The sequence below is a fragment of the Rouxiella sp. S1S-2 genome, from assembly GCF_009208105.1.
Taxonomy (GTDB): Bacteria; Pseudomonadota; Gammaproteobacteria; order Enterobacterales; family Enterobacteriaceae; genus Rouxiella.
Genome location: NZ_WFKL01000001.1, coordinates 1883011 through 1906289, shown reverse-complemented (window position 1 = coordinate 1906289; position 23279 = coordinate 1883011). Strand labels below are relative to the sequence as shown.

24 protein-coding genes and 1 other annotated feature are annotated in these 23279 nt (G+C 49.3%); of the genes, 8 read left to right on the top strand and 16 right to left on the bottom strand.

What is annotated here, in order from left to right; translation table 11 throughout:
* Positions 1 to 37 precede the first annotated feature (37 nt).
* From btuC to GA565_RS08940, 3 genes are all read right to left on the bottom strand, one after another.
* Entirely contained in the window at positions 38 to 1045 is a 1008-nt protein-coding gene (gene btuC / locus GA565_RS08950) for a vitamin B12 ABC transporter permease BtuC (protein ID WP_152198172.1), read from the bottom strand.
* Positions 1046 to 1267: 222 nt separating this feature from the next.
* Entirely contained in the window at positions 1268 to 3118 is a 1851-nt protein-coding gene (locus tag GA565_RS08945) for a glycosyl hydrolase family 18 protein (protein WP_152198171.1), read from the bottom strand.
* Positions 3119 to 3398: 280 nt separating this feature from the next.
* The gene (locus tag GA565_RS08940; protein WP_152198170.1) at positions 3399 to 3827 is read right to left on the bottom strand and encodes a DUF2502 domain-containing protein; all 429 of its coding nucleotides are present in this window, start codon (positions 3825 to 3827) and stop codon (positions 3399 to 3401) included.
* Between the two features lie 270 nt (positions 3828 to 4097).
* Between GA565_RS08940 and GA565_RS24610 the strand changes: the two genes are divergently transcribed.
* Entirely contained in the window at positions 4098 to 4241 is a 144-nt protein-coding gene (locus GA565_RS24610) for a hypothetical protein (protein ID WP_193311887.1), read from the top strand.
* A gap of 485 nt (positions 4242 to 4726) precedes the next feature.
* On the opposite strand, the gene ihfA is transcribed toward GA565_RS24610, so the two are convergent.
* From ihfA to GA565_RS08895, 9 genes are all read right to left on the bottom strand, one after another.
* Positions 4727 to 5023 (bottom strand): integration host factor subunit alpha, encoded by a 297-nt coding sequence (ihfA, locus tag GA565_RS08935; RefSeq protein WP_004717732.1) that lies wholly within the window; start codon positions 5021 to 5023, stop codon positions 4727 to 4729.
* Positions 5024 to 5027: 4 nt separating this feature from the next.
* Entirely contained in the window at positions 5028 to 7415 is a 2388-nt protein-coding gene (pheT, locus tag GA565_RS08930; RefSeq protein WP_152198169.1) for a phenylalanine--tRNA ligase subunit beta, read from the bottom strand.
* Positions 7416 to 7429: 14 nt separating this feature from the next.
* Positions 7430 to 8413, bottom strand: coding sequence for a phenylalanine--tRNA ligase subunit alpha (gene pheS, locus GA565_RS08925; RefSeq protein WP_055770087.1), 984 nt, complete (start codon positions 8411 to 8413; stop codon positions 7430 to 7432).
* Positions 8414 to 8490: 77 nt separating this feature from the next.
* Positions 8491 to 8615, bottom strand: a sequence feature (Phe leader region).
* Positions 8566 to 8610 carry a pheST operon leader peptide PheM gene (gene pheM / locus GA565_RS08920; RefSeq protein ID WP_106120997.1) on the bottom strand — a complete coding sequence of 15 codons (45 nt, stop codon included), beginning with the start codon at positions 8608 to 8610 and terminating at the stop codon, positions 8566 to 8568. Its footprint overlaps the feature before it by 45 nt.
* A 71-nt stretch (positions 8616 to 8686) precedes the next feature.
* The gene (gene rplT / locus GA565_RS08915) at positions 8687 to 9043 is read right to left on the bottom strand and encodes a 50S ribosomal protein L20 (RefSeq protein ID WP_013576134.1); all 357 of its coding nucleotides are present in this window, start codon (positions 9041 to 9043) and stop codon (positions 8687 to 8689) included.
* A 62-nt stretch (positions 9044 to 9105) separates the two neighbouring features.
* Positions 9106 to 9303 carry a 50S ribosomal protein L35 gene (gene rpmI / locus GA565_RS08910; RefSeq protein WP_055770082.1) on the bottom strand — a complete coding sequence of 66 codons (198 nt, stop codon included), beginning with the start codon at positions 9301 to 9303 and terminating at the stop codon, positions 9106 to 9108.
* A 100-nt stretch (positions 9304 to 9403) separates the two neighbouring features.
* A complete protein-coding gene (gene infC / locus GA565_RS08905) occupies positions 9404 to 9955 on the bottom strand; it encodes a translation initiation factor IF-3 (protein ID WP_072156369.1) in 552 nt (183 codons plus the stop codon).
* A 3-nt stretch (positions 9956 to 9958) separates the two neighbouring features.
* The gene (gene thrS / locus GA565_RS08900; protein WP_055770079.1) at positions 9959 to 11887 is read right to left on the bottom strand and encodes a threonine--tRNA ligase; all 1929 of its coding nucleotides are present in this window, start codon (positions 11885 to 11887) and stop codon (positions 9959 to 9961) included.
* 362 nt (positions 11888 to 12249) lie between these two features.
* Entirely contained in the window at positions 12250 to 12885 is a 636-nt protein-coding gene (locus tag GA565_RS08895) for a transglycosylase SLT domain-containing protein (protein ID WP_139804144.1), read from the bottom strand.
* A 321-nt stretch (positions 12886 to 13206) separates the two neighbouring features.
* On the opposite strand from GA565_RS08895, the gene GA565_RS08890 reads away from it, so the two are divergent.
* Positions 13207 to 14070, top strand: a complete 864-nt coding sequence (locus GA565_RS08890) for a fructosamine kinase family protein (protein ID WP_152198168.1) — start codon at positions 13207 to 13209, stop codon at positions 14068 to 14070.
* 87 nt (positions 14071 to 14157) lie between these two features.
* On the opposite strand, the gene GA565_RS08885 is transcribed toward GA565_RS08890, so the two are convergent.
* Positions 14158 to 14706 (bottom strand): YniB family protein, encoded by a 549-nt coding sequence (locus tag GA565_RS08885; protein ID WP_152198167.1) that lies wholly within the window; start codon positions 14704 to 14706, stop codon positions 14158 to 14160.
* A gap of 179 nt (positions 14707 to 14885) precedes the next feature.
* On the opposite strand from GA565_RS08885, the gene hxpB reads away from it, so the two are divergent.
* From hxpB to GA565_RS08865, 4 genes are all read left to right on the top strand, one after another.
* Complete coding sequence (gene hxpB / locus GA565_RS08880) at positions 14886 to 15551, top strand: hexitol phosphatase HxpB (RefSeq protein WP_152198166.1); 666 nt, start codon at positions 14886 to 14888, stop codon at positions 15549 to 15551.
* A gap of 226 nt (positions 15552 to 15777) precedes the next feature.
* Positions 15778 to 16614, top strand: coding sequence for a 5-dehydro-4-deoxy-D-glucuronate isomerase (gene kduI / locus GA565_RS08875; protein WP_152198165.1), 837 nt, complete (start codon positions 15778 to 15780; stop codon positions 16612 to 16614).
* A gap of 107 nt (positions 16615 to 16721) precedes the next feature.
* Complete coding sequence (gene kduD / locus GA565_RS08870; RefSeq protein ID WP_152198164.1) at positions 16722 to 17483, top strand: 2-dehydro-3-deoxy-D-gluconate 5-dehydrogenase KduD; 762 nt, start codon at positions 16722 to 16724, stop codon at positions 17481 to 17483.
* A gap of 149 nt (positions 17484 to 17632) precedes the next feature.
* The gene (locus GA565_RS08865; RefSeq protein WP_152198163.1) at positions 17633 to 18190 is read left to right on the top strand and encodes a metal-dependent hydrolase; all 558 of its coding nucleotides are present in this window, start codon (positions 17633 to 17635) and stop codon (positions 18188 to 18190) included.
* A 249-nt stretch (positions 18191 to 18439) separates the two neighbouring features.
* On the opposite strand, the gene GA565_RS08860 is transcribed toward GA565_RS08865, so the two are convergent.
* Together GA565_RS08860 and GA565_RS08855 are read right to left on the bottom strand one after the other, a co-directional pair.
* Positions 18440 to 18727, bottom strand: a complete 288-nt coding sequence (locus GA565_RS08860) for a HigA family addiction module antitoxin (protein ID WP_152198162.1) — start codon at positions 18725 to 18727, stop codon at positions 18440 to 18442.
* An 11-nt stretch (positions 18728 to 18738) separates the two neighbouring features.
* Positions 18739 to 19020, bottom strand: coding sequence for a type II toxin-antitoxin system RelE/ParE family toxin (locus GA565_RS08855; RefSeq protein WP_152198161.1), 282 nt, complete (start codon positions 19018 to 19020; stop codon positions 18739 to 18741).
* A 303-nt stretch (positions 19021 to 19323) separates the two neighbouring features.
* On the opposite strand from GA565_RS08855, the gene GA565_RS08850 reads away from it, so the two are divergent.
* On the top strand, positions 19324 to 20715 hold the full coding sequence (locus GA565_RS08850; protein ID WP_152198160.1) for an L-cystine transporter: 1392 nt from the start codon (positions 19324 to 19326) through the stop codon (positions 20713 to 20715).
* A 79-nt stretch (positions 20716 to 20794) separates the two neighbouring features.
* On the opposite strand, the gene kdgR is transcribed toward GA565_RS08850, so the two are convergent.
* Positions 20795 to 21586 (bottom strand): DNA-binding transcriptional regulator KdgR, encoded by a 792-nt coding sequence (gene kdgR / locus GA565_RS08845; RefSeq protein WP_152198159.1) that lies wholly within the window; start codon positions 21584 to 21586, stop codon positions 20795 to 20797.
* Between the two features lie 245 nt (positions 21587 to 21831).
* On the opposite strand from kdgR, the gene GA565_RS08840 reads away from it, so the two are divergent.
* Complete coding sequence (locus tag GA565_RS08840) at positions 21832 to 23214, top strand: MFS transporter (RefSeq protein ID WP_152198158.1); 1383 nt, start codon at positions 21832 to 21834, stop codon at positions 23212 to 23214.
* Positions 23215 to 23279 lie beyond the last annotated feature (65 nt).

Here is a 23279-nt window from a genome sequence, read left to right as displayed (position 1 = left end):
GATAGTAAATTCTGAGTTGAAGGCTGCAAACGACAGGTTAATCGGTACGCTCGGCCCGCGTCAGCAGCCAAATAAACAGGGGTGCGCCTAACACGGCGGTAACCACGCCAACCGGCAGCTCGGCCGAATAAAGAGCGACACGCGCAATCACGTCCGCCAGCAGCAGCACAGAGCCTCCGGCCAACGCACAAGCGGGCAACAGGCGGCGTTGATCTGTCATGCCGGTCAGGCGCAAAAGATGGGGGATCACCAAGCCAACAAAACCAATAACACCGGCCAAGGCAACGCTAATGCCGACTATCCACCCCATTGCCAGTACCAACACATTGCGCCACAGAACGACGGGCAGACCCAGCTGCTGTGCCTGATTTACGCCAAGTGCCAATAAATTAAGCGACCGTCCCTGCCAGCAAAGCCAGACTAGCACCGGTATCATCAACACCCCCAGCCAGGATTGACGCCAATCGATACCGCCAAAGCCGCCCATCATCCAGTACATCAACTGACGCAAATCAATGCTCGAACTAAAATACACTGCCCAGGTCATGATGGCGCTGCAGATAATGCCAATCGCAACGCCCACCAGCAGCAGTCGTGAATGGCTGAAAAAGCGCCTGCGTGCATAATAGAGCAAAAGGAACGTGACGAGCAGTGCGCCACAAACCGAGGCTAGGCTCATCATCCACACCGGTAGCAGGCCGTGACCGAACATCACACAGAGTACTAACGCCACGCCCGCCCCGCTGGCAACGCCCAGCAGTCCCGGTTCGGCCAATGAATTTTCAAACAGCGACTGCATTACCGCACCGCAAACGGCAAGCCCTGCCCCAACCAGTATTACGGCCAGCGCACGTGGAAGCCGAATCTGCCAAATAAAAAGTTTAGCTGAAGGGGTTAGCCATTCGCTGGGCCAGATCCAGCTGTCGCCCGCACACAAGCTGAGCATCAAAACCAGAACCAGCAATAATCCCAGTATCAGCAAGCGACGAGCATCGCGGCTTTTTTGCTGCTGTTCCAGCTGGGTAAATGTTGGAAGCGATGACATAGAGCAGCGACGTCCTGTTGCATAAGCGAGTGAGTATCAGATTGCATCCCGATCACCAGAATGATTATCCTACCCAGATTAAGCAGTTAACTCTATAGGCTTATAAGCTGCGATTAAACGATGTGTTTCACAGGCATTGAGACGACTAAAAAAAATCGGGTTCTGTGGTGAACAGAACCCGGAGATATTAACGTTTCAGGGAGATGAACGTTATCCTGCTACCTATACTCGTTCCCACGCCTGCTGCCAGTAAAGGCCGGCTCCCGGCGCATAATAACTGTCAGTACCTACCTGGCCACACCAACCTGTAACCTTGCACTGGTAGTATTTTCCTTGCGATTTAACAATATCGTCTTTGTGATAGGCATGCCCACTCTCATACTCTTTTGGAGTAAAAGGTCGATTCCCTAATCCTTCATTCATTGCGTTGAGCAAATCGCCATTATCCATGCTGACCTCCCATGAGAAGAGGCCGCCAAGATGTTGCTGCCTGACATAATTACCTTTGGCCAACGTCGAACGCGCGTTGTCATAGCTGATAAGATCGCCAGTTTTTTCGTTAAAAATATAAGGGGATTGCGCTTTTTCATCATAGAACTGCTTAAAATCACCCTTTGAAAATTTCTCGGCAATCTCTTTATAGGTGGCGTTTCCGGGGTCAGCAACCCCATTCACCATCGGTCCTTTTGCTTTACCGGTAAAGGGTTTCCCTGACTGATAATCATGCACGCCGCTCCAGGCTTTCCCATATTTGGCAATGCCTACAACAATTTTTTCCGGCGCGACGCGCTGAGCCAGCAGTGCCTCTACGGCGTGGGTAGCACTGTGTTCTGTCACCACCCCAATGTCATTTTCGCTACCGAGATTCGTATGGTGATTGAGACGATTAAGATCATAGCTGCCCGAATAGTCGTAGCTCATCACAAATATATGATCCATATACTGCTGGGCAGTTCCATAGTCAACGGGGTCAATCTTCGAGACAGTGCCCGCAATAGCAGAGGATAACTCAAACTTCTTGCCATACTTTTTCGATAGCTCATCGAGCATTTCGCGTAACTCTTTCATTAATGTGGTATACGTCTGCCTGTCGTGCCCTTCCCCAAGATCCGGATTTGCCCCGCCGCCGCCCGGATATTCCCAATCGATATCTACGCCATCAAAGAACTTCCAGCTTTCAAGAAACTCTTTAACGGATGCCACAAAAACTTTTCGTTTTTCCGCATTATCAAACTGATAGAACGGGTCAGAAAGCGTCCAACCGCCTATTGAAGGAAGAATTTTCAAATGTGGATAGGCTTTTTTTAGCGCCATCAATTTACCGTAGCTACCCGCATAGGCTTGACCTTCAATCGCCCCCATGTCCAACGCCGCGTAAGGATCATGAATAGCGACTTTAAAGTCCTGTCGGCCTTCACACGCGTTCATTAGCGCCTTATAGCTCTCAGGGTTACCCTCTTTCAGGCTGTCGTTGATCCCCTCGCCGCCACAAACAGGGATAAAACCGTATAAAATATGGGTGAGATTGTGGGCCGGGATTTTATCAACAGTGAATTGACGACCATATACGCCCCATTCTGGGAAATAGGTACCTACCACAGTGCCGGGGGTCTGGGTATAGGGTTTGTTATTCTCAAGTAAATCATTAAACAGAGGGGCCAAATGGCTCCCGTCAGTATCAGCAATAGTCAGACTTGCAGGCTGACTCGTGGTGCAGCCCTCAGCATTGCAGAGTTCAACAACCACCGCGTAGTTTCCGCCTTTGGACATTTCGAATGTCGCGAATTTTTGACTGCCAGCACCCTGCCACTTTTCAGTCCCGTCGACCAGCAGGCGAGCCTTGCTGGCAGAGCTATCCTTTGCAATATCCCACGTTACCGTGATCTGTACTTTTTCGTGGCGCTTGACTCTTTTTTCATACGCGACCTCCCAGTTGGCAGACTCCACGAGCTGGTAACCGGTCAGTTCGTTTTGGTTAGTGATATTTGCAATGCCTGGAGTCGACGCCAATGCCGAGCCGCTCAACGTTGCGCCAATCAATAACGCCAATAATTTAATGTTTCCCTTCATCATCAACTTTCCCTAATAAAACTTTAAATTCAGCTATTTATAGGGAGACTATAATTTGCATCAACAGCAGAGTCGTTAAGACAAGCGCGTCAATCATTGAGAATAGCGAACCAGAACTGTTGAAATTGCGTACGCTAGCGAGAATATTCTGGGATCAGCTTCTCTCAGGTTAACGCCATATTTGAAGGTTTAATGCAGGGGAGCTTTGAAAAATATGAAAAAAAAGCCACCGCATCGGAATGCGGCAGCTTGTATGGGGATAAACGCGGTATAAGTTAAACGATTAGTTATGCTGACCGTTAGGAGGCACTGGCTGTCCGTGCCCCTGATTGCCCTGCACACCGTTACCCTGAGGACCATGGCCCTGCTGTCCATGATTGGGTTCGCCGCGCTGTTCATGGTGTTCCGGCTGCGGACGAACTGGCTTACCGCCGTTGTGTTTAGGCGGTGGAGCAGACTCCCAACGATTGCCGTGCCAGTACATGCCGCGATTATTGCGCTCGCCCATGCGTTTGTTTTGGTGCTCGCGCCACCACTGAGGAGTCCGCCAGTCGTATCCATCCCAGTAATCACCGCGGTTATTTTTATCACCGATGTGAATTGATGCACCTGGAACATTCACGTCGACAGAGACATTCGCCTGCGCAGCATTCATTAGACCAACGGCAGGAAGGGCCAGAGCTATGCACAGCATCAAATGAGATTTTTTCAAAATATTCACCTTAATTTTATTGTTCTACGTGTTTTTTATATCAAGGGGAATTATAGCTTACCATGAGAATAAAAGAGATTTTCAGATTACTTGCAACGACCTTACAATAAGACAACATATATTACCCCGCAGAAATAAATCAGCAGAGTCTTGCGTAAATATTATTCAGCTTTCATAACTGCGCTAACATCTCTTAACGTTAGTCTGACAACAGTTATTTATTGTTTTATCTATAATCGAACTGTTTAATCAAACAAAGGAATAATTATTATGCGTCGTATATTGGCATTTGTTACTGTAGCTCTGGTCGCCTGCAGCCTAAGTGGCTGTATCTTTCCGCCGTTCTGGGGCCCGGGTGGCGGTCATGGTGGTGGCGGCGGCGGCGGTTGGCACGGCGGCGGTCCGGGTCGTTAAAAATTCAGTCAGCCTAATCGTGGTGTTATCCATACTTATCATTGAATGAATTCACCTCGATTTATTTAGCTGGCCTGATAATTAGTTTATGAATTATTTTTCTTAAATTAAAAAGCCGTATTGCACTAAGGGACTTCGGTCCCTTTTTTTTATAAAGTAATCCCTGATATTGATATTTATAGATAAAACATTCACCAAGTATTAACTTCAGTAGCTACGGAAATTAATCTATCAGACTATTCTTGAAGAACCCAATGAATTAACACTATCTTTTCACTTCTGCCGATTCCCTTTCAAACGACACAGTTTGGACATATTTAAATTAATGCTTTTAACCTAATACATAAAGCAAGATGCGCAACGTTGATGACTATCAAACCACGGCTCTCGTTAATGCGCCACAATACCAGCGTGGTTGATTTGTTGTCGCTTGCACTTTTTTGCAAAAAAAAAGGCCGCTTTCGCGGCCTTTTTATCAGTGTTGCTTATTCTTTCGGGGTGGCGTTTTCCACCCGACTTTTTAACTTCTGTCCTGGACGGAAGGTCACCACACGGCGCGCCGTAATTGGAATGTCCTCGCCAGTTTTCGGGTTACGCCCCGGACGTTGGTTTTTGTCACGCAGATCGAAATTGCCAAAGCCAGACAATTTAACTTGTTCACCGTTCTCTAAAGCACGACGTACCTCTTCAAAGAACAGCTCAACCAGGTCTTTGGCATCCCGTTTGCTCAGCCCGAGCTTTTCAAACAGGTGTTCTGACATTTCAGCTTTAGTAAGCGCCATAGGTTCAATCCCTCAAGGATGCTTGGAATCGCTGTTTTAGAGCCTCTACACATCTTGCAACAGTAGCGGCGATCTCCTCTTCTTCCAGTGTACGAGCGGTATCCTGCAATACCAGGCTGATAGCCAGACTTTTATAACCGTCCGCCACGCCCTTGCCACGGTACACGTCAAATAAGTTTACGCCAACTACCTGATTTGCGCCAACTTTCTTACACTCTACCAAAATATCGTCTGCGGCGACGTTTTCGGGCACTACAACAGCGATGTCGCGACGGTTCGCAGGGAAGCGAGAAATCTCGCGCGCATCAGGCAGGACGCGGTCTGCGAGCTTATTCCACAGCATTTCAAACACCACAGTACGGCCGTTCAGGTCGAGCTTACGTTCCAGCTCAGGATGCACTACTCCAATGAAACCAATACGTTCGCCGTGTAAATAAATTGCCGCACTCTGCCCCGGATGCAGTGCAGGGTTAACTTCTGGCTTGAACTGAATCTGGTCTAATTTGCCGGTAAGTTCAAGAATCGCTTCAAGATCGCCCTTCAAATCGTAGTAGTCAACCGACTGGCGCGCCAGGTCCCAATGCTCTTCATTTTTGTTGCCAGAAATGACGCCTGACAGCATGACATCCTGACGGATACCTAAATAAGCTGCGGAATCAGGAACAAAACGCAGGCCGCTTTCGAATAAACGTACGCGATTTTGCTGACGATTCTGGTTATTAACCACCGCAGAGAGCAGACCGGTCCAAAGAGACAGGCGCATTGCAGACATTTCAATCGAGATTGGGCTTGGTAACAACAGCACCTCTTCACCCGGGTGAAGCCACTGCTGAACCTTAGGATCGACAAAGCTGTAGGTGATCGCTTCCTGGAAACCGCGATCGACCAGCAGGTTTTTCACACGCTTTAGCGAAAGATCCGCCTCACGGTGTTTGGTCATTTCCAGATTCGCTTTTACCGGCACGTCAGGAATATTGTTGTAGCCATAAATACGGGCAACTTCTTCAACCAGGTCCTCTTCGATTTGCATATCGAAGCGCCAGCTTGGCGCAAGAGCAACCCAGCTTCCGGCCAGAACCTCTACCTTAAAGCCCAGACGCTGAAGAATATCGGTAACCTGAGCATCTTCAACGTGATGACCGATCAGACGATCGAGCTTTTCACGGCGCAGAGTAATCTTCGCCGCTTTAGGCAGTGCAGACTCGGTAGTCGCATCAATAATCGGACCCGCCTGTCCGCCGCAAATTTCAAGCAACAGCGCGGTAGCACGCTCAATAGCTTTATGCTGTAGCTGCGAGTCTACGCCGCGTTCATAACGATGCGATGCGTCAGTGTGCAGGCCCTGACGACGTGCACGGCCAGTAATCGACAGCGGATTGAAGAATGCGCACTCAAGCAGCACGTCTTGAGTCTGCTCATTGACGCCGGAATGTTCACCGCCAAAAATGCCGCCCATGGCCAGCGCTTTCTTGTGGTCAGCGATCACCAGAACGTCATCGTTTAATTTAACCGTAGTACCGTCCAGCAGCGTCAGCGGTTCGTCTTTCTGCGCGAGACGAACAACGATGCCACCCTCAATGCGATTCAAATCGAAGGCGTGCATTGGCTGACCCAGCTCAAGCAGCACATAGTTGGTGATATCAACCACTGGGTCGATTGAACGAATACCGCAACGACGCAGTTTTTCACTCATCCACAGCGGGGTCGCCGCGGCAACGTTAATGCCTTTAACAACGCGGCCCAAATAGCGCGGACAGGCTTCGGTCGCCTGAACGTCGATAGGCAGCGTGTCGTCGATGGTTGCAGCAACCGGTGACATGTCCGGCTCGTTCAGCGGTAACTGACTGACCACCGCGACATCGCGGGCAATACCCATGATACCCAGGCAGTCGGCACGGTTAGGCGTCACGCTGATTTCAATGGTGTTGTCGTCAAGCTTAAGGAACTCGCGAATGTCGGTGCCAATGGGCGCGTCCAGCGGCAGCTCAATAATACCTTCACTCTCAACGTTGATACCCAATTCAGAAAACGAGCACAGCATGCCTTCAGAAGGTTCGCCGCGAAGTTTTGCTGCCTTGATTTTGAAATCGCCCGGCAACACGGCGCCTACGGTAGCCACGGCCACTTTAAGCCCCTGACGGCAGTTTGGCGCACCGCAAACGATATCAAGCAGGCGATCGCCGCCAACGTTGATTTTAGTCACGCGCAGTTTGTCAGCATTTGGATGTTGGCCGCACTCAACCACTTCACCCACTACTACGCCGTGAAAAGCACCGGCAACGGCATCAACGCCGTCAACTTCTAAACCGGCCATGGTAATTTGTTCTGATAATTCTTCGCTGCTGATGGCTGGGTTTACCCACTCACGCAACCAGAGTTCACTGAATTTCATGTGATATTCCCGCCTTACTTAAACTGTTTGAGGAAACGCAGATCGTTTTCGAAGAATGCACGCAGATCCGTCACGCCGTAGCGCAGCATGGTCAGACGTTCCATGCCCATACCGAAGGCGAAACCGGAGTAAATTTCCGGATCGATGCCCACGTTGCGCAACACGTTCGGGTGAACCATGCCGCAGCCCAGCACTTCAAGCCATTTGCCATTTTTACCCATCACGTCCACTTCGGCAGAAGGCTCGGTGAAGGGGAAATAGGAAGGACGGAAACGAATCTGCAAATCGGCTTCAAAGAAGTTGTTCAGGAAATCGTGCAGCGTGCCCTTCAGATTGCTGAAGCTGATGTCTTTATCAACAATCAGGCCTTCCATCTGATGGAACATCGGCGTGTGAGTCTGGTCGTAATCGTTACGATAAACACGGCCCGGCGCAATGATGCGGATTGGCGGCTGCTGATTTTTCATGGTGCGGATCTGCACGCCAGAAGTCTGGGTGCGCAGCAAACGGGTGGCATCAAACCAGAAGGTGTCGTGATCGGCACGCGCCGGATGGTGGCCTGGAATATTCAGGGCATCAAAGTTGTGGTAGTCATCTTCGATTTCAGGGCCGGTCTCAACCGAAAAGCCAAGCTCGCCGAAGAAGGTTTCGATACGATCGATAGTGCGGGTCACCGGGTGCAGGCCGCCGTTCTCGATACGACGACCCGGCAGGGAAACGTCGATAGTCTCCTGTGCCAGACGTGCGTTCAGTGCAGCAGATTCCAGGTCATTTTTACGCGCGTTAAGTGCGTCCTGAACTTCCTGCTTGGCCTGGTTAATCACCGCACCGGCCGCCGGACGTTCTTCGGCTGGCACTTCACGCAGTGAAGTCATCTGTAGGGTCAAATGCCCTTTCTTGCCTAAATATTCGACGCGCACTAAATCTAGCGCGACGACGTCCTGGGCACTCTCTACGGCTGCCTTGGCATTGGCAACCAGTTCTGCGAGATGTGACATTGCTTTCCTCTTCTTCTGGTCGATATGACCCGATGTGAAATAAAAGTATGAGTAAATTAATTAAGACCGGTAATAGCAAAAAAAAAGCCTCCACAGGGGAGGCTTTAGCGCTAGTTTCCGTTTCTTCTCTTACGCGCGAAAGCCTTCCTGAATCAGGCGCTAAAGTAAAAAAAGAAGCGGAAAATAGCAGCATTCATGCTTGCGTTACCTTAAGTATTTACGGTTTTATCAACACAATATAAAAGAGGGAGCAAGCTCCCTCTTTCACCTGACTTACGCCAGAGCTGCTTTCGCTTTCTCGACCAGTGCAGAGAATGCCACTTTGTCGAATACTGCGATGTCAGCCAAGATCTTACGGTCAATTTCAATAGAAGCTTTTTTCAAGCCGTTAATGAATTTGCTGTAAGACATGTCGTTCTGACGAGCTGCTGCGTTGATACGCGCGATCCACAGCTGACGGAACTGACGTTTCTTTTGACGACGGTCACGGTAAGCGTATTGACCAGCTTTGATAACAGCCTGGAATGCAACACGATATACGCGCGAACGGGCACCGTAGTAACCTTTCGCCTGCTTTAAAATTTTCTTGTGACGTGCACGTGCAATCACACCACGTTTTACGCGAGCCATATGCTCTCCTGAGTTTTATTCTTGATTAAAAAAAAGTGATATATCTTAAAACAGATATATTTTTAAGCGTACGGCAAACATGCAGCAACGAGACCCAAATCGTTCTTGGATACCATGCCTTTTGGACGCAGGTGACGTTTACGCTTAGTCGATTTTTTGGTCAGAATATGACGCAGGTTAGCGTGCTTACGCTTAAAACCGCCATTGGCAGTCTTTTTGAAGCGTTTAGCGGCGCCGCGTACTGTTTTGATCTTTGGCATTATTAATAATTCCACTTCGCATTGTTAATAACATGAATCAGTAAGGCGAACTTGAACCACAGCGTGCAAGCACGCTGTGGTTCAGGCTACTTGTAGAGCCTTATTGTTTCTTCTTGGGTGCGAGCACCATAATCATCTGACGGCCTTCGATCTTCGTAGGGAAGGATTCGACCACTGCCAGATCAATATCTTCACACAGGTCTTTACGGACGCGGTTAAGCACTTCCATACCGATCTGCTGGTGCGCCATTTCACGTCCGCGGAAACGCAGCGTGATTTTGGCTTTATCGCCATCTTCCAGAAAGCGAATCAGGTTGCGTAGTTTGACCTGATAGTCGCCATCATCTGTACCAGGTCGGAATTTAATTTCCTTAACCTGAATAACTTTTTGTTTCTTTTTCTGTTCTTTAGTCGATTTGCTCTTCTCGTAGAGGAACTTGCCGTAATCCATGATTCGGCAAACCGGCGGCTCGGCATTCGGACTGATTTCTACTAAATCAACACCAGCTTCCTCAGCTTTTTCAAGAGCTTCATTTAGACTCACAATACCAAGTTGTTCGCCTTCGACGCCTGTTAGGCGAACTTCTAGGGCGCGAATTTCTCTGTTAATGCGATTAGGACGCGCCGGTTGAACTCGTTTTCCGCCTTTAATACTTTATTCCTCCAGTTGATGAAGACTTCTGCTGCGGATTTCCGCCAGCAGTTTGTCAACGACTTCGCTGACGTCCATGCTTCCCAAGTCTTTGCCACGGCGAGTACGAACGGCAACTTTGCCTGCTTCGACCTCTTTATCGCCACAAACTAACATGTAGGGAACACGACGCAGCGTGTGTTCGCGGATTTTAAAGCCAATCTTCTCATTTCTCAAGTCGGCTTTAACGCGAATACCTGCATCTTGCAGTTTCTTGGTTAATTCTTCGACGTAGGCAGCCTGTGTATCAGTAATATTCATTACCACTACCTGTACCGGTGCAATCCAGGTCGGGAAGAAGCCCGCGTATTCTTCAGTCAGAATACCAATGAAGCGTTCCATTGAACCCAAAATTGCTCGGTGAATCATAACCGGGGTTTTACGATCGTTGCTTTCGCCGATGTAAGTCGCGTCTAAACGCTCCGGTAATGAAAAGTCGAGCTGCACGGTACCACACTGCCACGCACGATCCAAACAATCATGCAAGGTAAATTCAATTTTTGGTCCGTAGAAGGCACCTTCGCCCGGCTGATATTCGAAAGCGATGTTATTTTCGACTAACGCAGCGGCCAGGTCTTTTTCTGCACGGTCCCACATTTCATCAGTACCGATGCGCTTGAGAGGACGGGTCGACAGCTTGACCACAATCTTTTCAAAGCCAAAAGTACCGTACATATCGTAGACCATTTTGATGCAGCTGTTCACTTCATCACGAACCTGCTCTTCTGTACAGAAGATATGGGCATCGTCCTGAGTGAATCCGCGCACGCGCATCAGTCCGTGTAACGCACCCGAAGGTTCATTACGGTGACAACTGCCAAATTCAGCCATACGCAGCGGCAAATCGCGGTAAGACTTCAATCCTTGATTGAAAATCTGCACGTGACCCGGACAGTTCATCGGCTTGATGCAGTATTCACGGTTCTCGGAAGAGGTGGTGAACATCGCATCTTTGTAGTTGTCCCAGTGGCCGGTTTTTTCCCACAGCACGCGGTCCATCATAAACGGACCTTTGACTTCCTGATACTGATAAGACTTCAGCTTCATGCGCACGAAGGCTTCCAGCTCACGGAAGATAGTCCAGCCGTCGTTGTGCCAGAACACCATACCCGGCGCTTCTTCCTGCATGTGGTAGAGGTCAAGCTGCTTACCAATTTTACGGTGATCGCGCTTGCCCGCTTCTTCCAGACGTTGCAGGTAAGAATTTAACTGCTTTTTATCCGCCCAGGCCGTGCCGTAGATGCGCTGCAACATTTTATTGTCGCTGTCACCACGCCAGTAAGCGCCAGAGGTTTTCTGCAGCTTAAAGTGATGGCAAAAACGCATATTGGGTACGTGCGGACCGCGGCACATATCAACATATTCTTCGTGATGATACAGGCCAGGACGGTCGTCATGACTGATGTTTTCATCAAGAATGGCAATCTTGTACTGCTCACCGCGACTCTCGAAGGTGTCGCGCGCTTCCTGCCAGCTGACTTTCTTTTTAATAACGTCGTAATTCTTTTCAGCCAGCTCGTGCATGCGCTTTTCAAGCAGATCGATATCTTCCTGAGTCAGCGTGCGGTCCAGGTCAACATCGTAATAAAAACCGTTGTCGATAGTAGGACCAATGGCCATTTTAGTGTTAGGCCACAGTTGCTTGATAGCATGACCCAACAGGTGCGCACAGGAGTGGCGGAGAATTTCTAAACCAGCCTCGTCCTTCGCGGTAATAATGGCTAATTGAGCATCGTTCTCGATAAGGTCGCCAGCATCCACCAGCTCACCGTTCACACGACCGGCGATACAGGCTTTTGCCAGACCTGGACCGATATCCAGGGCAACATCATAAGGGGAAACGGGATGATCAAACTGACGCTGACTTCCATCAGGGAGAGTAATAACAGGCATGTTCTTTCCTCATCTACAGTGGTGCCCCACACGACAGAGCACATATAGAAAAATATATGTATTTGAATTCAGTTGGTTAATTGCGCTATTTAGCTTTACCTTGCCAAATATATACACGCCTAAGCCCAAAAACGGCAGAGCCGAGGATGTGACGCAAAAAACTGGCTAGAGTGTAACACCCGTAAAGCGCACTTTTCCAGCAGCCCGATGCGCTAAATCTTGATTTTTTTCGTGTAATTGCGAGTTGTGGGTTGCATAACGTGCGGAAAACGTATCGATGAGCGCCTGGATATTAAAAATCCTCCCGTTACCAGCCGTGCCATTAAAGGGAGGATTGTATCGTAAAAGACGGTACGTACAGGTTAGCGCATGGCCAGATAGGCCGTGTTCACTTTCCACAGATAGCGCGGCGCCTGAGGGGCGGGATGATTCTGCTGAATGTGTTTGTAGAACTGCTCTGGCGTCAGTTGATTGATTTTCGCCACGGCATAAACCCGGTCTTTCGAAAAGGTTCTCAACAGTGCTCCAGCTCCGTTTACATAAGCAACCGTAGTGGCATAGCGCAGGGTTTGAGGATTATTTATCCCGGCCAGCTGCTGCTGCAACATGCTTAGGTAAGCGGTACCCAAATCAATATTTACTCGCGGATCTTTTAGTTCATGGGTGCTCGGTTGCCCATAGCGTCCTTTAAGTCGGTAGGCGTCTCGTCCGGCGGTGGAGGCTTTCAACTGCATTAATCCCACGGCGTTCGACTTGCTCACGGCACCAGGATTAAATCCTGATTCAACCTGAATAATGGCTTTTACGAGTGTCTCATCAACACCATAGGTGCTGGCGGCCTGTTTAATAACGCTTCCGTAGGGACCCTGATGCATCAACGAGGAAGAGTCTTCGACGAAAGGTTTATTCGGTAGCAATTTACTTGTTTGCATGGGGGGTTCTTTTGCGCACCCCGCCAGTAATAGCGCAGTCGTCAAATAAACAAATTTTAGTTTCACTTGAGATCTCTCGCGACCAGGACGAAAGCAAGCATATACACATTTTTTAAACACTAGAATATATTTTTCGTCTATTATTAATAATGGTAGATGAAACAAGGATCTGGGGAATTAGTCGATCGGATAATTCCTGTATTAATGTCAGATTTTGGTTATATAGCATTTTTTAATGTTATTTCTTCATTTGTAATTAACGAGCCGTTCGGTCTCGCTGTGTTAAATTTCACCGTCAGGCGCAGAGCCTGTGCGCGCGATCGGGGTTTTCATGCCGTAAAAAAGCTAACTTAATGAATTATCTGGCCAGTCAGAAGGGGTGATACCATGTGGCAAGCCGTTAATCGTCTGTTGAGTGAACATCTGGGCAGTGCAGAAATTCGTGAACGCGTAGAGCTGCCGGGCGGGGAGATTCATCCCGCATGGCGCGTTAGCTATGGTGACAAAGACGTTTTTGTGAAGTGTAATTCCCGAGAGATGCTCCCACTGTTTGCCGCAGAAGCTGACCAGCTTGCTCTGCTCGCTAAGAGCCATACGGTGCGCGTGCCTCAGGTTTATGGCGTCGGTAGCGACAGAGATTACAGCTTTTTACTGCTAGAATATCTCCCCCTCACCTTGCTTGATGTTGAAAATGCTTTTGTTTTGGGTCAGCAGCTGGCCAGTCTACATCAGTGGAGTGAACAGCTTGAGTTTGGCCTCGATTTTGACAATGAACTTGCGACAGTCCCGCAGCCCAATGCGTGGCAGCGGCGCTGGGCGACCTTTTTCTCGCAGCAGCGTATCGGATGGCAGCTGCAATTGGCCGCCGAAAAAGGCATGAACTTTGGCGACACCGAGCTGATCATTGAGCGCGTACGCGCCAGGCTGCAAAATCATCAGCCCCAACCGTCCCTGTTGCACGGCGATCTTTGGCCGCATAACTGCGCACTGTCCAGTGAAGGGCCAATAATTTTCGATCCCGCCTGCTATTGGGGAGACCGAGAATGTGATTTGGCCATGCTGCCGCTCTATCCTAATGTTCCCTCGCAACTGATTGACGGATATCAAAGTATTACCCCGTTGCCCAGTGGCTATATTGAGCGGCAGTCGGTCTATCAACTTTACTATTTATTGAACCGCAGCAATCTGTTTGGCGGTCAGCATATGGTGGTCGCAGAACGGGCGGTAGAAAGATTATTACGTGACAACTAAAACGGCAGTGGTGTTAGGAATTATCTGAATAAAGCCCAGTCACAAAAATATGACCGGGCTTATAACATCGATATTTTACGTTATTTATTAGCCCAACAAGCCTAATAATTTCAATACGAAGTATGCAACGATGGCGATAATAAGCGGCAAGATATACAGCGGGAAAATTTGCAAAAAAATGGTGTGACGGGGAATAATAATCCGCTCTTCCAACTGCTGCTGCGTTCTCGCGTCTGTAACTTTTGTTTGTTCCAGGATTAGCTGATCTTGAACACCCTCACGAATGTGTCGCACCTGTCGCGACATACGTGCTCCGCTTGCCTGCAGGGCAAGGCCCACGAAAATAAGCCAGTAAATCACAATGAACATGATATTTGCGCTGGTGATGCCCTGTCCTAGGACAGGTAACGGCGCGTTGTACCAAAAAACGTTCAGAAAAGGGGTGTTAAACTTGGCCATGTCAACCATAACATGAACAAAATCAATCATTACTGCATTGATTCCTTTTTCGGCTTTGGTTTGCTCATAAAAGAAATTAAGCAGTGAGATCACCGTTGAAAGCAACGCAGGTATAAAAATCACCCACCCCAGGATCCTTTTTAAGACGGCGACGCGCCCTGCCTGTTGATACGTCATGAATTCCCCTCGTTAGGACGTCTCATTAGAAACGTCAGTTTACCCGTAGTTAACGAAACACGCCCAAAATTTTAGTTAACATCTTTTAATGGCTCATTATTTCTGCACTGAGTGCCCCAAACGACTGTGTTATGCTCTTTTTCAATCTAGATAATTCAGTGTAATCGGGAGTGGTAAAAATGAGTCATGTAAAACCCGTTCAAGCCGCAATTTTTGACATGGATGGCCTATTAATTGATTCCGAGCCGTTGTGGATGCAGTCTGAGCTGGAAATTTTTTCAAGCATTGGGGTCGATATCACTAAAAAACATCTGATCCCGCATACATTAGGTCTGCGTATCGATCAGACTGTACGTCTCTGGGCACAGGCCTTGCCCTGGAAAGGCCCCAACGAGGCAGAAGTGACTGCACGAATTATTGCCCGCACGATTGAACTGGTTGAAGAAAAGAAACCGCTGCTGCCCGGCGTAATACAAGCGTTACAGCTTTGTCAGGCCCGTGGACTTAAAATTGGTCTGGCTTCCGCTTCACCTCTGCATATGCTCGATAAAGTATTAGAGATGTTTAGTCTGGAGGGCTATTTCCAGACCCGCACATCAGCTGAGCATCTGGCCTACAGCAAACCTCATCCAGAAGTCTATTTACTTGCCGCTGAAAGCCTGGGTGTCGACCCGCTAGACTGCGTCACGCTGGAAGACTCTTTTAACGGTATGATTGCCACCAAGGCCGCCCGTATGCGCTCAATCGTGGTGCCAGACCACGCGCTAAGCGGAGACCCGCGCTGGTCCCTGGCCGATGTCAAACTTTCATCGTTAACCGAGCTGACCGTCGAACATCTGGGTTAACCCACGCATCATCCAAACAAACGAGAAAGACGGGCTGTAAAGTCCGTCTTTTTTTTGCGTTAATGACATAAAGCATGACGTCACACTCAAAAATTAAAACATCATTTCATTTTTATTGAATTCATATGCCAATGGTCCTATGCTTCTTTCATTGAGGATTAGCGGGGTATTGGAATTTTCCTTCTGACTCCCCTTTTCATTTTGTACCCGAAGAAGAGGCAATGACATGCAAGTCCGTCAAAGTATTCATAGCGATCACGCCAAACAACTCGATACCGCAGGACTTCGCCGCGAGTTTCTGATTGAGAAAATCTTTGAAAAAGATACTTACACCCTTACTTACAGCCACATTGACCGCATCATTGTTGGCGGCGTGATGCCGGTTTATAGCGTGGTGTCCGTGGGCAATGAAGTAGGTAAACAGTTGGGCGTCAGCTATTTTCTTGAGCGACGCGAACTGGGCATCATCAACATTGGTGGGCCAGGCCTGGTTGTGGTTGATGGCAAAACCTACGAAATTGGCAATGAAGAAGCGCTTTACGTCGGCAAAGGGGCAAAACAGGTCGAGTTCAGCAGTGTAGATGCCCTGCTTCCTGCCAAGTTTTATTACAACAGCGCACCGGCGCACAGCCGATTCCCAGACAAAAAAATCACGCTGGCCGAAGCCTCACCCACCACGCTGGGCGATGCGGCAACCGGTAACCGGCGCACCATCAATAAGTTTATCGTTCCTGACGTGCTAGAAACCTGCCAACTCACCATGGGCCTCACCAAACTTGAGCCAGGCAGCCTGTGGAATACAATGCCGTGCCACACGCACGAGCGCCGCATGGAAGTCTATTTCTACTTTGATATGGACGAAGACACCGCCGTGTTTCACATGATGGGGCAGCCACAAGAAACCCGTCACCTGTTGGTGCACAACGAGCAGGCAGTGATTTCACCAAGCTGGTCGATTCACTCGGGGGTTGGCACCAAGCGTTACACCTTCATTTGGGGCATGGTCGGTGAAAATCAGGTATTTGATGATATGGACCACGTGGCCATTAACGAGCTGAGATAATTTTTACCCACTGAATTTATCTGCATTCACTGCGGGCGCGGCTGCATCATCGGCGCCAGGCAGTTTGAATGAACATTCAGTTTGAACGGTAAATAAGAGAGTCAATCATGGTGCTTAACAGTTTTGATTTACAAGGGAAAGTGGCGTTGGTCACCGGCTGCAATACCGGATTGGGACAGGCCATGGCCGTCGGCCTGGCGCAGGCGGGATGCGATATAATTGGTGTTAATCGCTCCGAACCCCATCAAACGCTCGACAAGATACACGCACTGGGTCGGCGATTTCTTGATTTACGCGCTGACCTGACCAGCATTGAATCTATCCCACGCCTGCTCGAAAGTGCCGTCAGCGAGTTCGAACACATTGATATTCTGGTTAATAATGCCGGGATCATTCGTCGAGAAGATGCGTTGGCGTTTAGCGAACAAGACTGGGACGACGTGATGAACGTCAACAGCAAAACGCTGTTCTTTATGGCGCAGGCCGTGGCTCGGCAGTTTATCAAGCAGGGCCGCGGCGGAAAAATCATTAACATCGCCTCAATGCTCTCTTTTCAGGGCGGCATCCGTGTGCCTTCCTATACTGCGTCGAAAAGCGCCGTGATGGGCATTACCCGACTGCTGGCCAATGAGTGGGCAAAATACAATATTAACGTTAACGCCATTGCTCCGGGCTACATGGTGACCAATAACACCGAACAACTGCGCGCGGATGAAAGCCGCAGTCAGGAAATACTTGACCGTATTCCCGCCGGGCGGTGGGGCGAACAGCAGGACATTATGGGACCGGTGGTGTTTCTGGCGTCGAGTGCTTCGGACTATGTTAATGGCTACACTCTGGCAGTAGACGGCGGATGGTTGGCCAGGTAGTGACAAAAACGGCCATGACACTGTCACAAAAACACTATTTTAAATCTATTTTTCAATAAATTGACAAATAGTTACAGGGTAACACCTTCCGCATAAAACCGCTTTCCTCTATACTGGATAAAATAACAGTTATTCAGTTCGGATGCATTATGACTGCGGAAGGTCATCTCATTTTTTCTATTGCTTGCGCAGTGTTTGCCAAAAAGGCACAGCTGTCACCCGAACTCGCCCACGGCGACTGGTGGCATATTATTCCTGCGTCTCTTCTAACCTCGTTGCTACCGGATATCGATCATCCTAAATCACTGCTTGGTCAGCGACTAAAATGGATATCGCAACCGATGGCCCGCATGTTTGGCCATCGCGGATTCACCCACAGTTTGCTGGCGGTTGCGGCAGGCATTTTTTTGCTTAAAACTAAACTGCCGCACGACTGGGTTATTCCTATAGATGCGCTGCACGCCATGGTGATTGGGTATTTAAGCCACATTATCGCCGATATGCTTACGCCTGCCGGGGTGCCGCTGCTTTGGCCATGTCGCTGGCGTTTTCGATTGCCGCTGATCAGCAGCCAAAAAGGCAATCAGCTTGAACGTACCTTCTGCCTGTTGATGGTTGGCCTTACCTTGTTTTGGCCGAACTGGACGCCCATTATCGGTGCAATCAACCCGCACGGCTTGAGCTTCATTTTGAAGTATTTAACCTGATGGCGGTGATTAAACAGCCCGATTGGTTTTGCACTCAGCGCAAGGTTTTGCAGAGAATTGCTATTTAACGTGAAGAACAGAGGTTTAACTCGTTGGATAACATAATGTTTTAACAAGGATCTCTTTACTTTCTGTCCCGATCTCGCCGACTGACGGAAAAACAACCGTCCAAGAGGATGGCCGCCGTGGATTTCGTCGCGCATCATGTGATTGAGAGAGAACAAAAAAACCCGCAAACTGCGGGCTTTTTTATGCACAAAGGGAATGTCTTTGCAGCGGCTCAATAATTGGGCGAGGCTTTTGGGATGCTTGCCACAACTCATATTCAGACTGCATATTGACCCACATCTCGGCACTCGTACCAAGCAGGCAAGACAAGCGCAGCGCCATGTCAGCAGTAATTGCCGCGTGCGCATTTAGAATGCGAGACAACTGAGTACGTGTGATTTTCAGGGCAATCGCTGCGTCAGTGACGCTAACGCCTTCCAGATAGTCCCGCAGAACCTCGCCTGGATGCGGCGGATTAAACATGTGCATAGCAACCTCCATCAGTGATAATCGCGGTAATCGACAAGGACGGCATCGCCATCTTCATCAAAACGAAATGTCATGCGCCAGTTACCATGAACCGACACAGACCACACACCGGCCTCGTTACCCTTCAATGGGTGGAGGTCCCATCCCGGAGCACTCATATCAGAAGGTTTTTTAGCCTTACTTAACGCGAACAGCTGTTTTCGCAGCCGAGATTCATGCATAGCCTGAATTCCCGCAGTAGAGCCTGTCCTATAAAACGTCTCCAATCCTTTGTGTCTGAAGCTCTTAATCATCTTCGATGCACCGTAGTTGTGTAGTCACACTATACGACACAAAGGTCTAGTTATCAAGAATGCATAAATCCCGAACAATGCAGCCCATACATCGAAGCTAGGGCACATTGTGGGCACTTAAAATAATTATTACTTACCAATCAATTGGCTAGATATAACCCAAAGTAATAGCCCATTCCTTTTGGTTATAATAAATCCCTCTTTTGATCTGATACCCTATGCATCAGCGAAATACACTGGTGCACCCTTCTAAAGGCAGTACTCACTAGTACATTTAATTAAAGTTATCTCTGGAGCTTGGGTATGAATCTTCCGCTCGTATTAAACGTGGTGGTTTTCGTTGCCCTCCTTTTGCTGTTGGCTAAATCTAGCCGTACACAATGGAGTCTGGCAAAAAAGGTCTTGGTTGGCCTGGTAGTCGGTGTGGTATTTGGTCTCGCGTTACAGCTGATTTATGGCCCGGACAGCGCGGTACTCAAAACATCGATTACCTGGTTTAACATCGTCGGTAACGGCTATGTGCAACTGTTGCAAATGATCGTAATGCCGCTGGTATTTGTCTCAATTCTGAGCGCGGTTGCACGTCTGCACAACGCCTCTTCATTGGGTAAAATCAGTTTCCTGACCATCGGTACCCTGTTGTTCACCACGCTGATTGCCGCGCTGGTTGGGGTCTTCGTTACCAAGCTGTTCGGTCTCACCGCAGAAGGTCTGGTACAGGGCACGCAGGAAACGGCGCGTTTAGCAGCAATACAAACCAACTATGTGGGTAAAGTGGCTGACCTTACCGTGCCACAGATGGTGCTGTCATTCATCCCTAAAAACCCCTTTGCCGACCTGACTGGTGCAAGCCCAACCTCTATTATCAGCGTGGTTATCTTTGCCGCTTTCGTGGGCGTTGCCGCCCTGCAACTGGTGAAAGACGACGCCGAGAAAGGCCCTAAAGTATTAGCCTTCATCGACATCCTGCAATCATGGGTGATGAAACTAGTACGCTTGGTGATGAAACTGACCCCGTATGGCGTATTGGCGCTGATGACCAAAGTGGTGGCCGGTTCAAACATCCATGACATCATCAAACTTGGCAGCTTCGTGGTGGCTTCTTACCTCGGTCTGGCAATTATGTTCGTCGTGCACGCTCTGCTGCTCTCCTTCACCGGCGTAAACCCGGCGAAGTTCTTCCGCAAAGTATGGCCAGTACTGTCTTTCGCCTTTACCAGCCGTTCGAGCGCAGCAACCATTCCGCTGAGCGTAGAAGCACAGACTCGTCGTTTAGGTATTCCTGAATCTATCGCCAGTTTTGCCGCTTCTTTTGGTGCGACGATTGGCCAAAACGGTTGTGCGGGTCTTTATCCGACTATGCTGGCGGTGATGGTTGCGCCAACAGTAGGCATCAATCCGTTTGAGCCGATGTGGATTGCGACGCTGGTCGGTATCGTGACACTGAGTTCTGCGGGTGTTGCAGGCGTGGGCGGCGGTGCGACATTCGCCGCGCTTATTGTGCTGCCTGCCATGGGCCTGCCAGTTACGCTGGTTGCGCTGCTGATTTCAATCGAGCCGTTGATTGATATGGGCCGTACCGCACTTAACGTCAGTGGTTCAATGACTGCGGGTACAATTACCAGCCAGCTGCTTAAACTTACTGATAAAAAAGTGATGGATGAAGAAGAGCACGCCGAGCTGGCGCATCGTTAATCGCATCTATTGAAAGGTAAAAAGGCGAAGCCCTGTGCTTCGCCTTTTTTATGCATTCTAGCCGCGCTTGATACGCTATTTAAAACGGATACTGATGATATCCCAGCTGTTCGGAGATATTACGCGCCGCAGTATGCAGCATGGCCACGTAATCACTTTTGCTCTCCTCCGAGAAGCGAATGGTCGGGAAGGAGATACTCAGGCCGGCAATCACCACCCCAAAGCGGTCGAATACTGGCACCGCGATACAGCGCAGCCCCTGCTCCTGCTCCTCGTTATCTTCGCCATAACCTTGGCTGCGTACTTGCTCGAGTACTTTAACCAAGCTTGGCGCATCCATCACCGTATGCTCGGTGCTGCGAGTAAACTGCATATCCGCCAGCAGGGCGTCTACGTCGTTCTGCTCGCCCCAGGCCAGCAGGACTTTACCAATGGCGGTACTGTGCAGAGGATTACGGCGACCAATGCGCGAATGCATGCGCAGGTTATACATCGAATCAATTTTATGGATGTAAACAATGCCGTCTTCGTCGAGCGCGCCGAGGTGAATGGTTTCACGGGTCAGACGCGATATTTCACGCATTTGAATGTCAGCACTGCGAATAAGATCAACATTCTGCAGCGCTTTAGCACCCAGTTCAAACAGCTTGAGGGTCAGCGTGTATTTTTCCGACTCCCCTTCCTGGTCGACATATCCCAAAGACTTCATCGTTTGAAGAAAACGATAGACTGTGCTTTTGGACATCATGACGCGCTGTGAAAGTTCAGTGATGCCAATTTCGCGCTCATCACCCAGAGCCTGTAAAATGCCGAACACTTTAAGTACCGATGAAACGGAATCGGGTTGCTTATCAAGATCTGCGATAGCCATAATCTTTTTACCTGCCTGATTTATATTTTGAGCATTATTCCATAAATGGGCGACAGATACTTTTTTTGTTTCATTAAAAATGGAACAGCATTTCTGTAAGAGTGAACCGAAAAAAAGAAATTGTGAGCTAAATGTTAATTCTCGTTACAATTAATAAAGTTCACCCACGCCCTGCGAATTCAGACGCCGGGTAGTTAGCATGGTAATATTTGCCACTCTTACTAGCACAACGCTGACGATCAGACATGATAACCACGGTTAATGATGGACTTCCTACTCCCCAACGCTATGGGGCAATACTGACGATTGCTTTGGGCATCACCGTTTCCGTGCTCGACGGCGCGATTGCCAACGTGGCACTGCCGACCATTGCCCAAGACCTGCACGCCAGCCCCGCGTCGTCAATTTGGATAGTAAATGCCTATCAGTTAGCAATCACTATTTCGCTGCTCTCATTAGCCTCACTGGGCGAAATCTTCGGCTACCGCCGTGTTTACATGATAGGCCTGGTCGTTTTCAGCTTCACGTCGCTGGCTTGTGCGCTGTCAGATTCATTAATGACCTTGACCGTTGCCCGTGTGTTACAGGGCTTTGGCGCGGCCTGCATCATGAGCGTAAACGTGGCCCTGGTGAGAATAATTTATCCGCAGCGTTTTCTTGGGCGTGGAATGGGCATTAACGCGCTGATCGTCGCGGTCTCTTCCGCGGCAGGACCGACGGTTGCGGCGGCCATCCTCTCCTTCGCCAACTGGCCGTGGTTGTTCGCTATCAACCTGCCTATCGGGCTGATTGCCTTTTGTATGGGATTGAAGTTCTTGCCCGCCAACTCCACAAAGTCCTCGGGGCAGAAATTCGATTTTATCAGCGGGATAATGAATGCGTTGACCTTCGGCCTGCTTATCAGCGCCATCAGCGGCTTTGCGCAGGGGCAAAATAGACTGCTTATCCTCGGTGAAGTTATCGTACTGGTGATCGTCGGCTGGTTCTTTGTACGTCGTCAGCTAAACAAGACCTCGCCGCTGTTGCCGGTCGACCTGCTACGCATTCCCATTTTTACGCTGTCGATAGGCACGTCAATGTGTTCATTTGCCGCGCAGATGCTGGCGTTTGTTTCGCTGCCGTTCTTCCTGCAAAATTCATTAGGCCTCGACGCCGTCTCGACCGGACTGCTGCTAACCCCGTGGCCGCTGGCGACGATGGTGATGGCACCGATTGCCGGACGTTTGGTTGAACGCTTCCACGCAGGTTTCCTTGGTGGTATTGGACTGGTGGTCTTTTCGTTGGGACTCTACTCCCTGGCGCTGCTGCCAGACCACCCTTCGCATCTGAATATTATCTGGCGAATGATAATCTGCGGTGCCGGTTTTGGCCTGTTCCAGTCACCAAACAACCACACTATTGTTTCTTCTGCGCCGCGCAGCCGCAGTGGTGGCGCCAGCGGCATGTTGGGTACCGCGCGGTTGTTGGGTCAATCAACAGGCGCCGCGATGGTGGCATTAATGTTCAATCTGTTCGGCAACCACGGCACCCACGCCTCGCTGATCCTCGCCGGTTCACTGGCGCTGGGTGGCGCATTCATCAGTATTATGCGCATGACTCAGAAATCAGTGACTCAGCAAAAAGTTTAAACAGTCTGTTCGTTTTAATAAAAAATAAAAGGCCCGGCATATGCTGCCGGGCCTTTTTCTTTTGA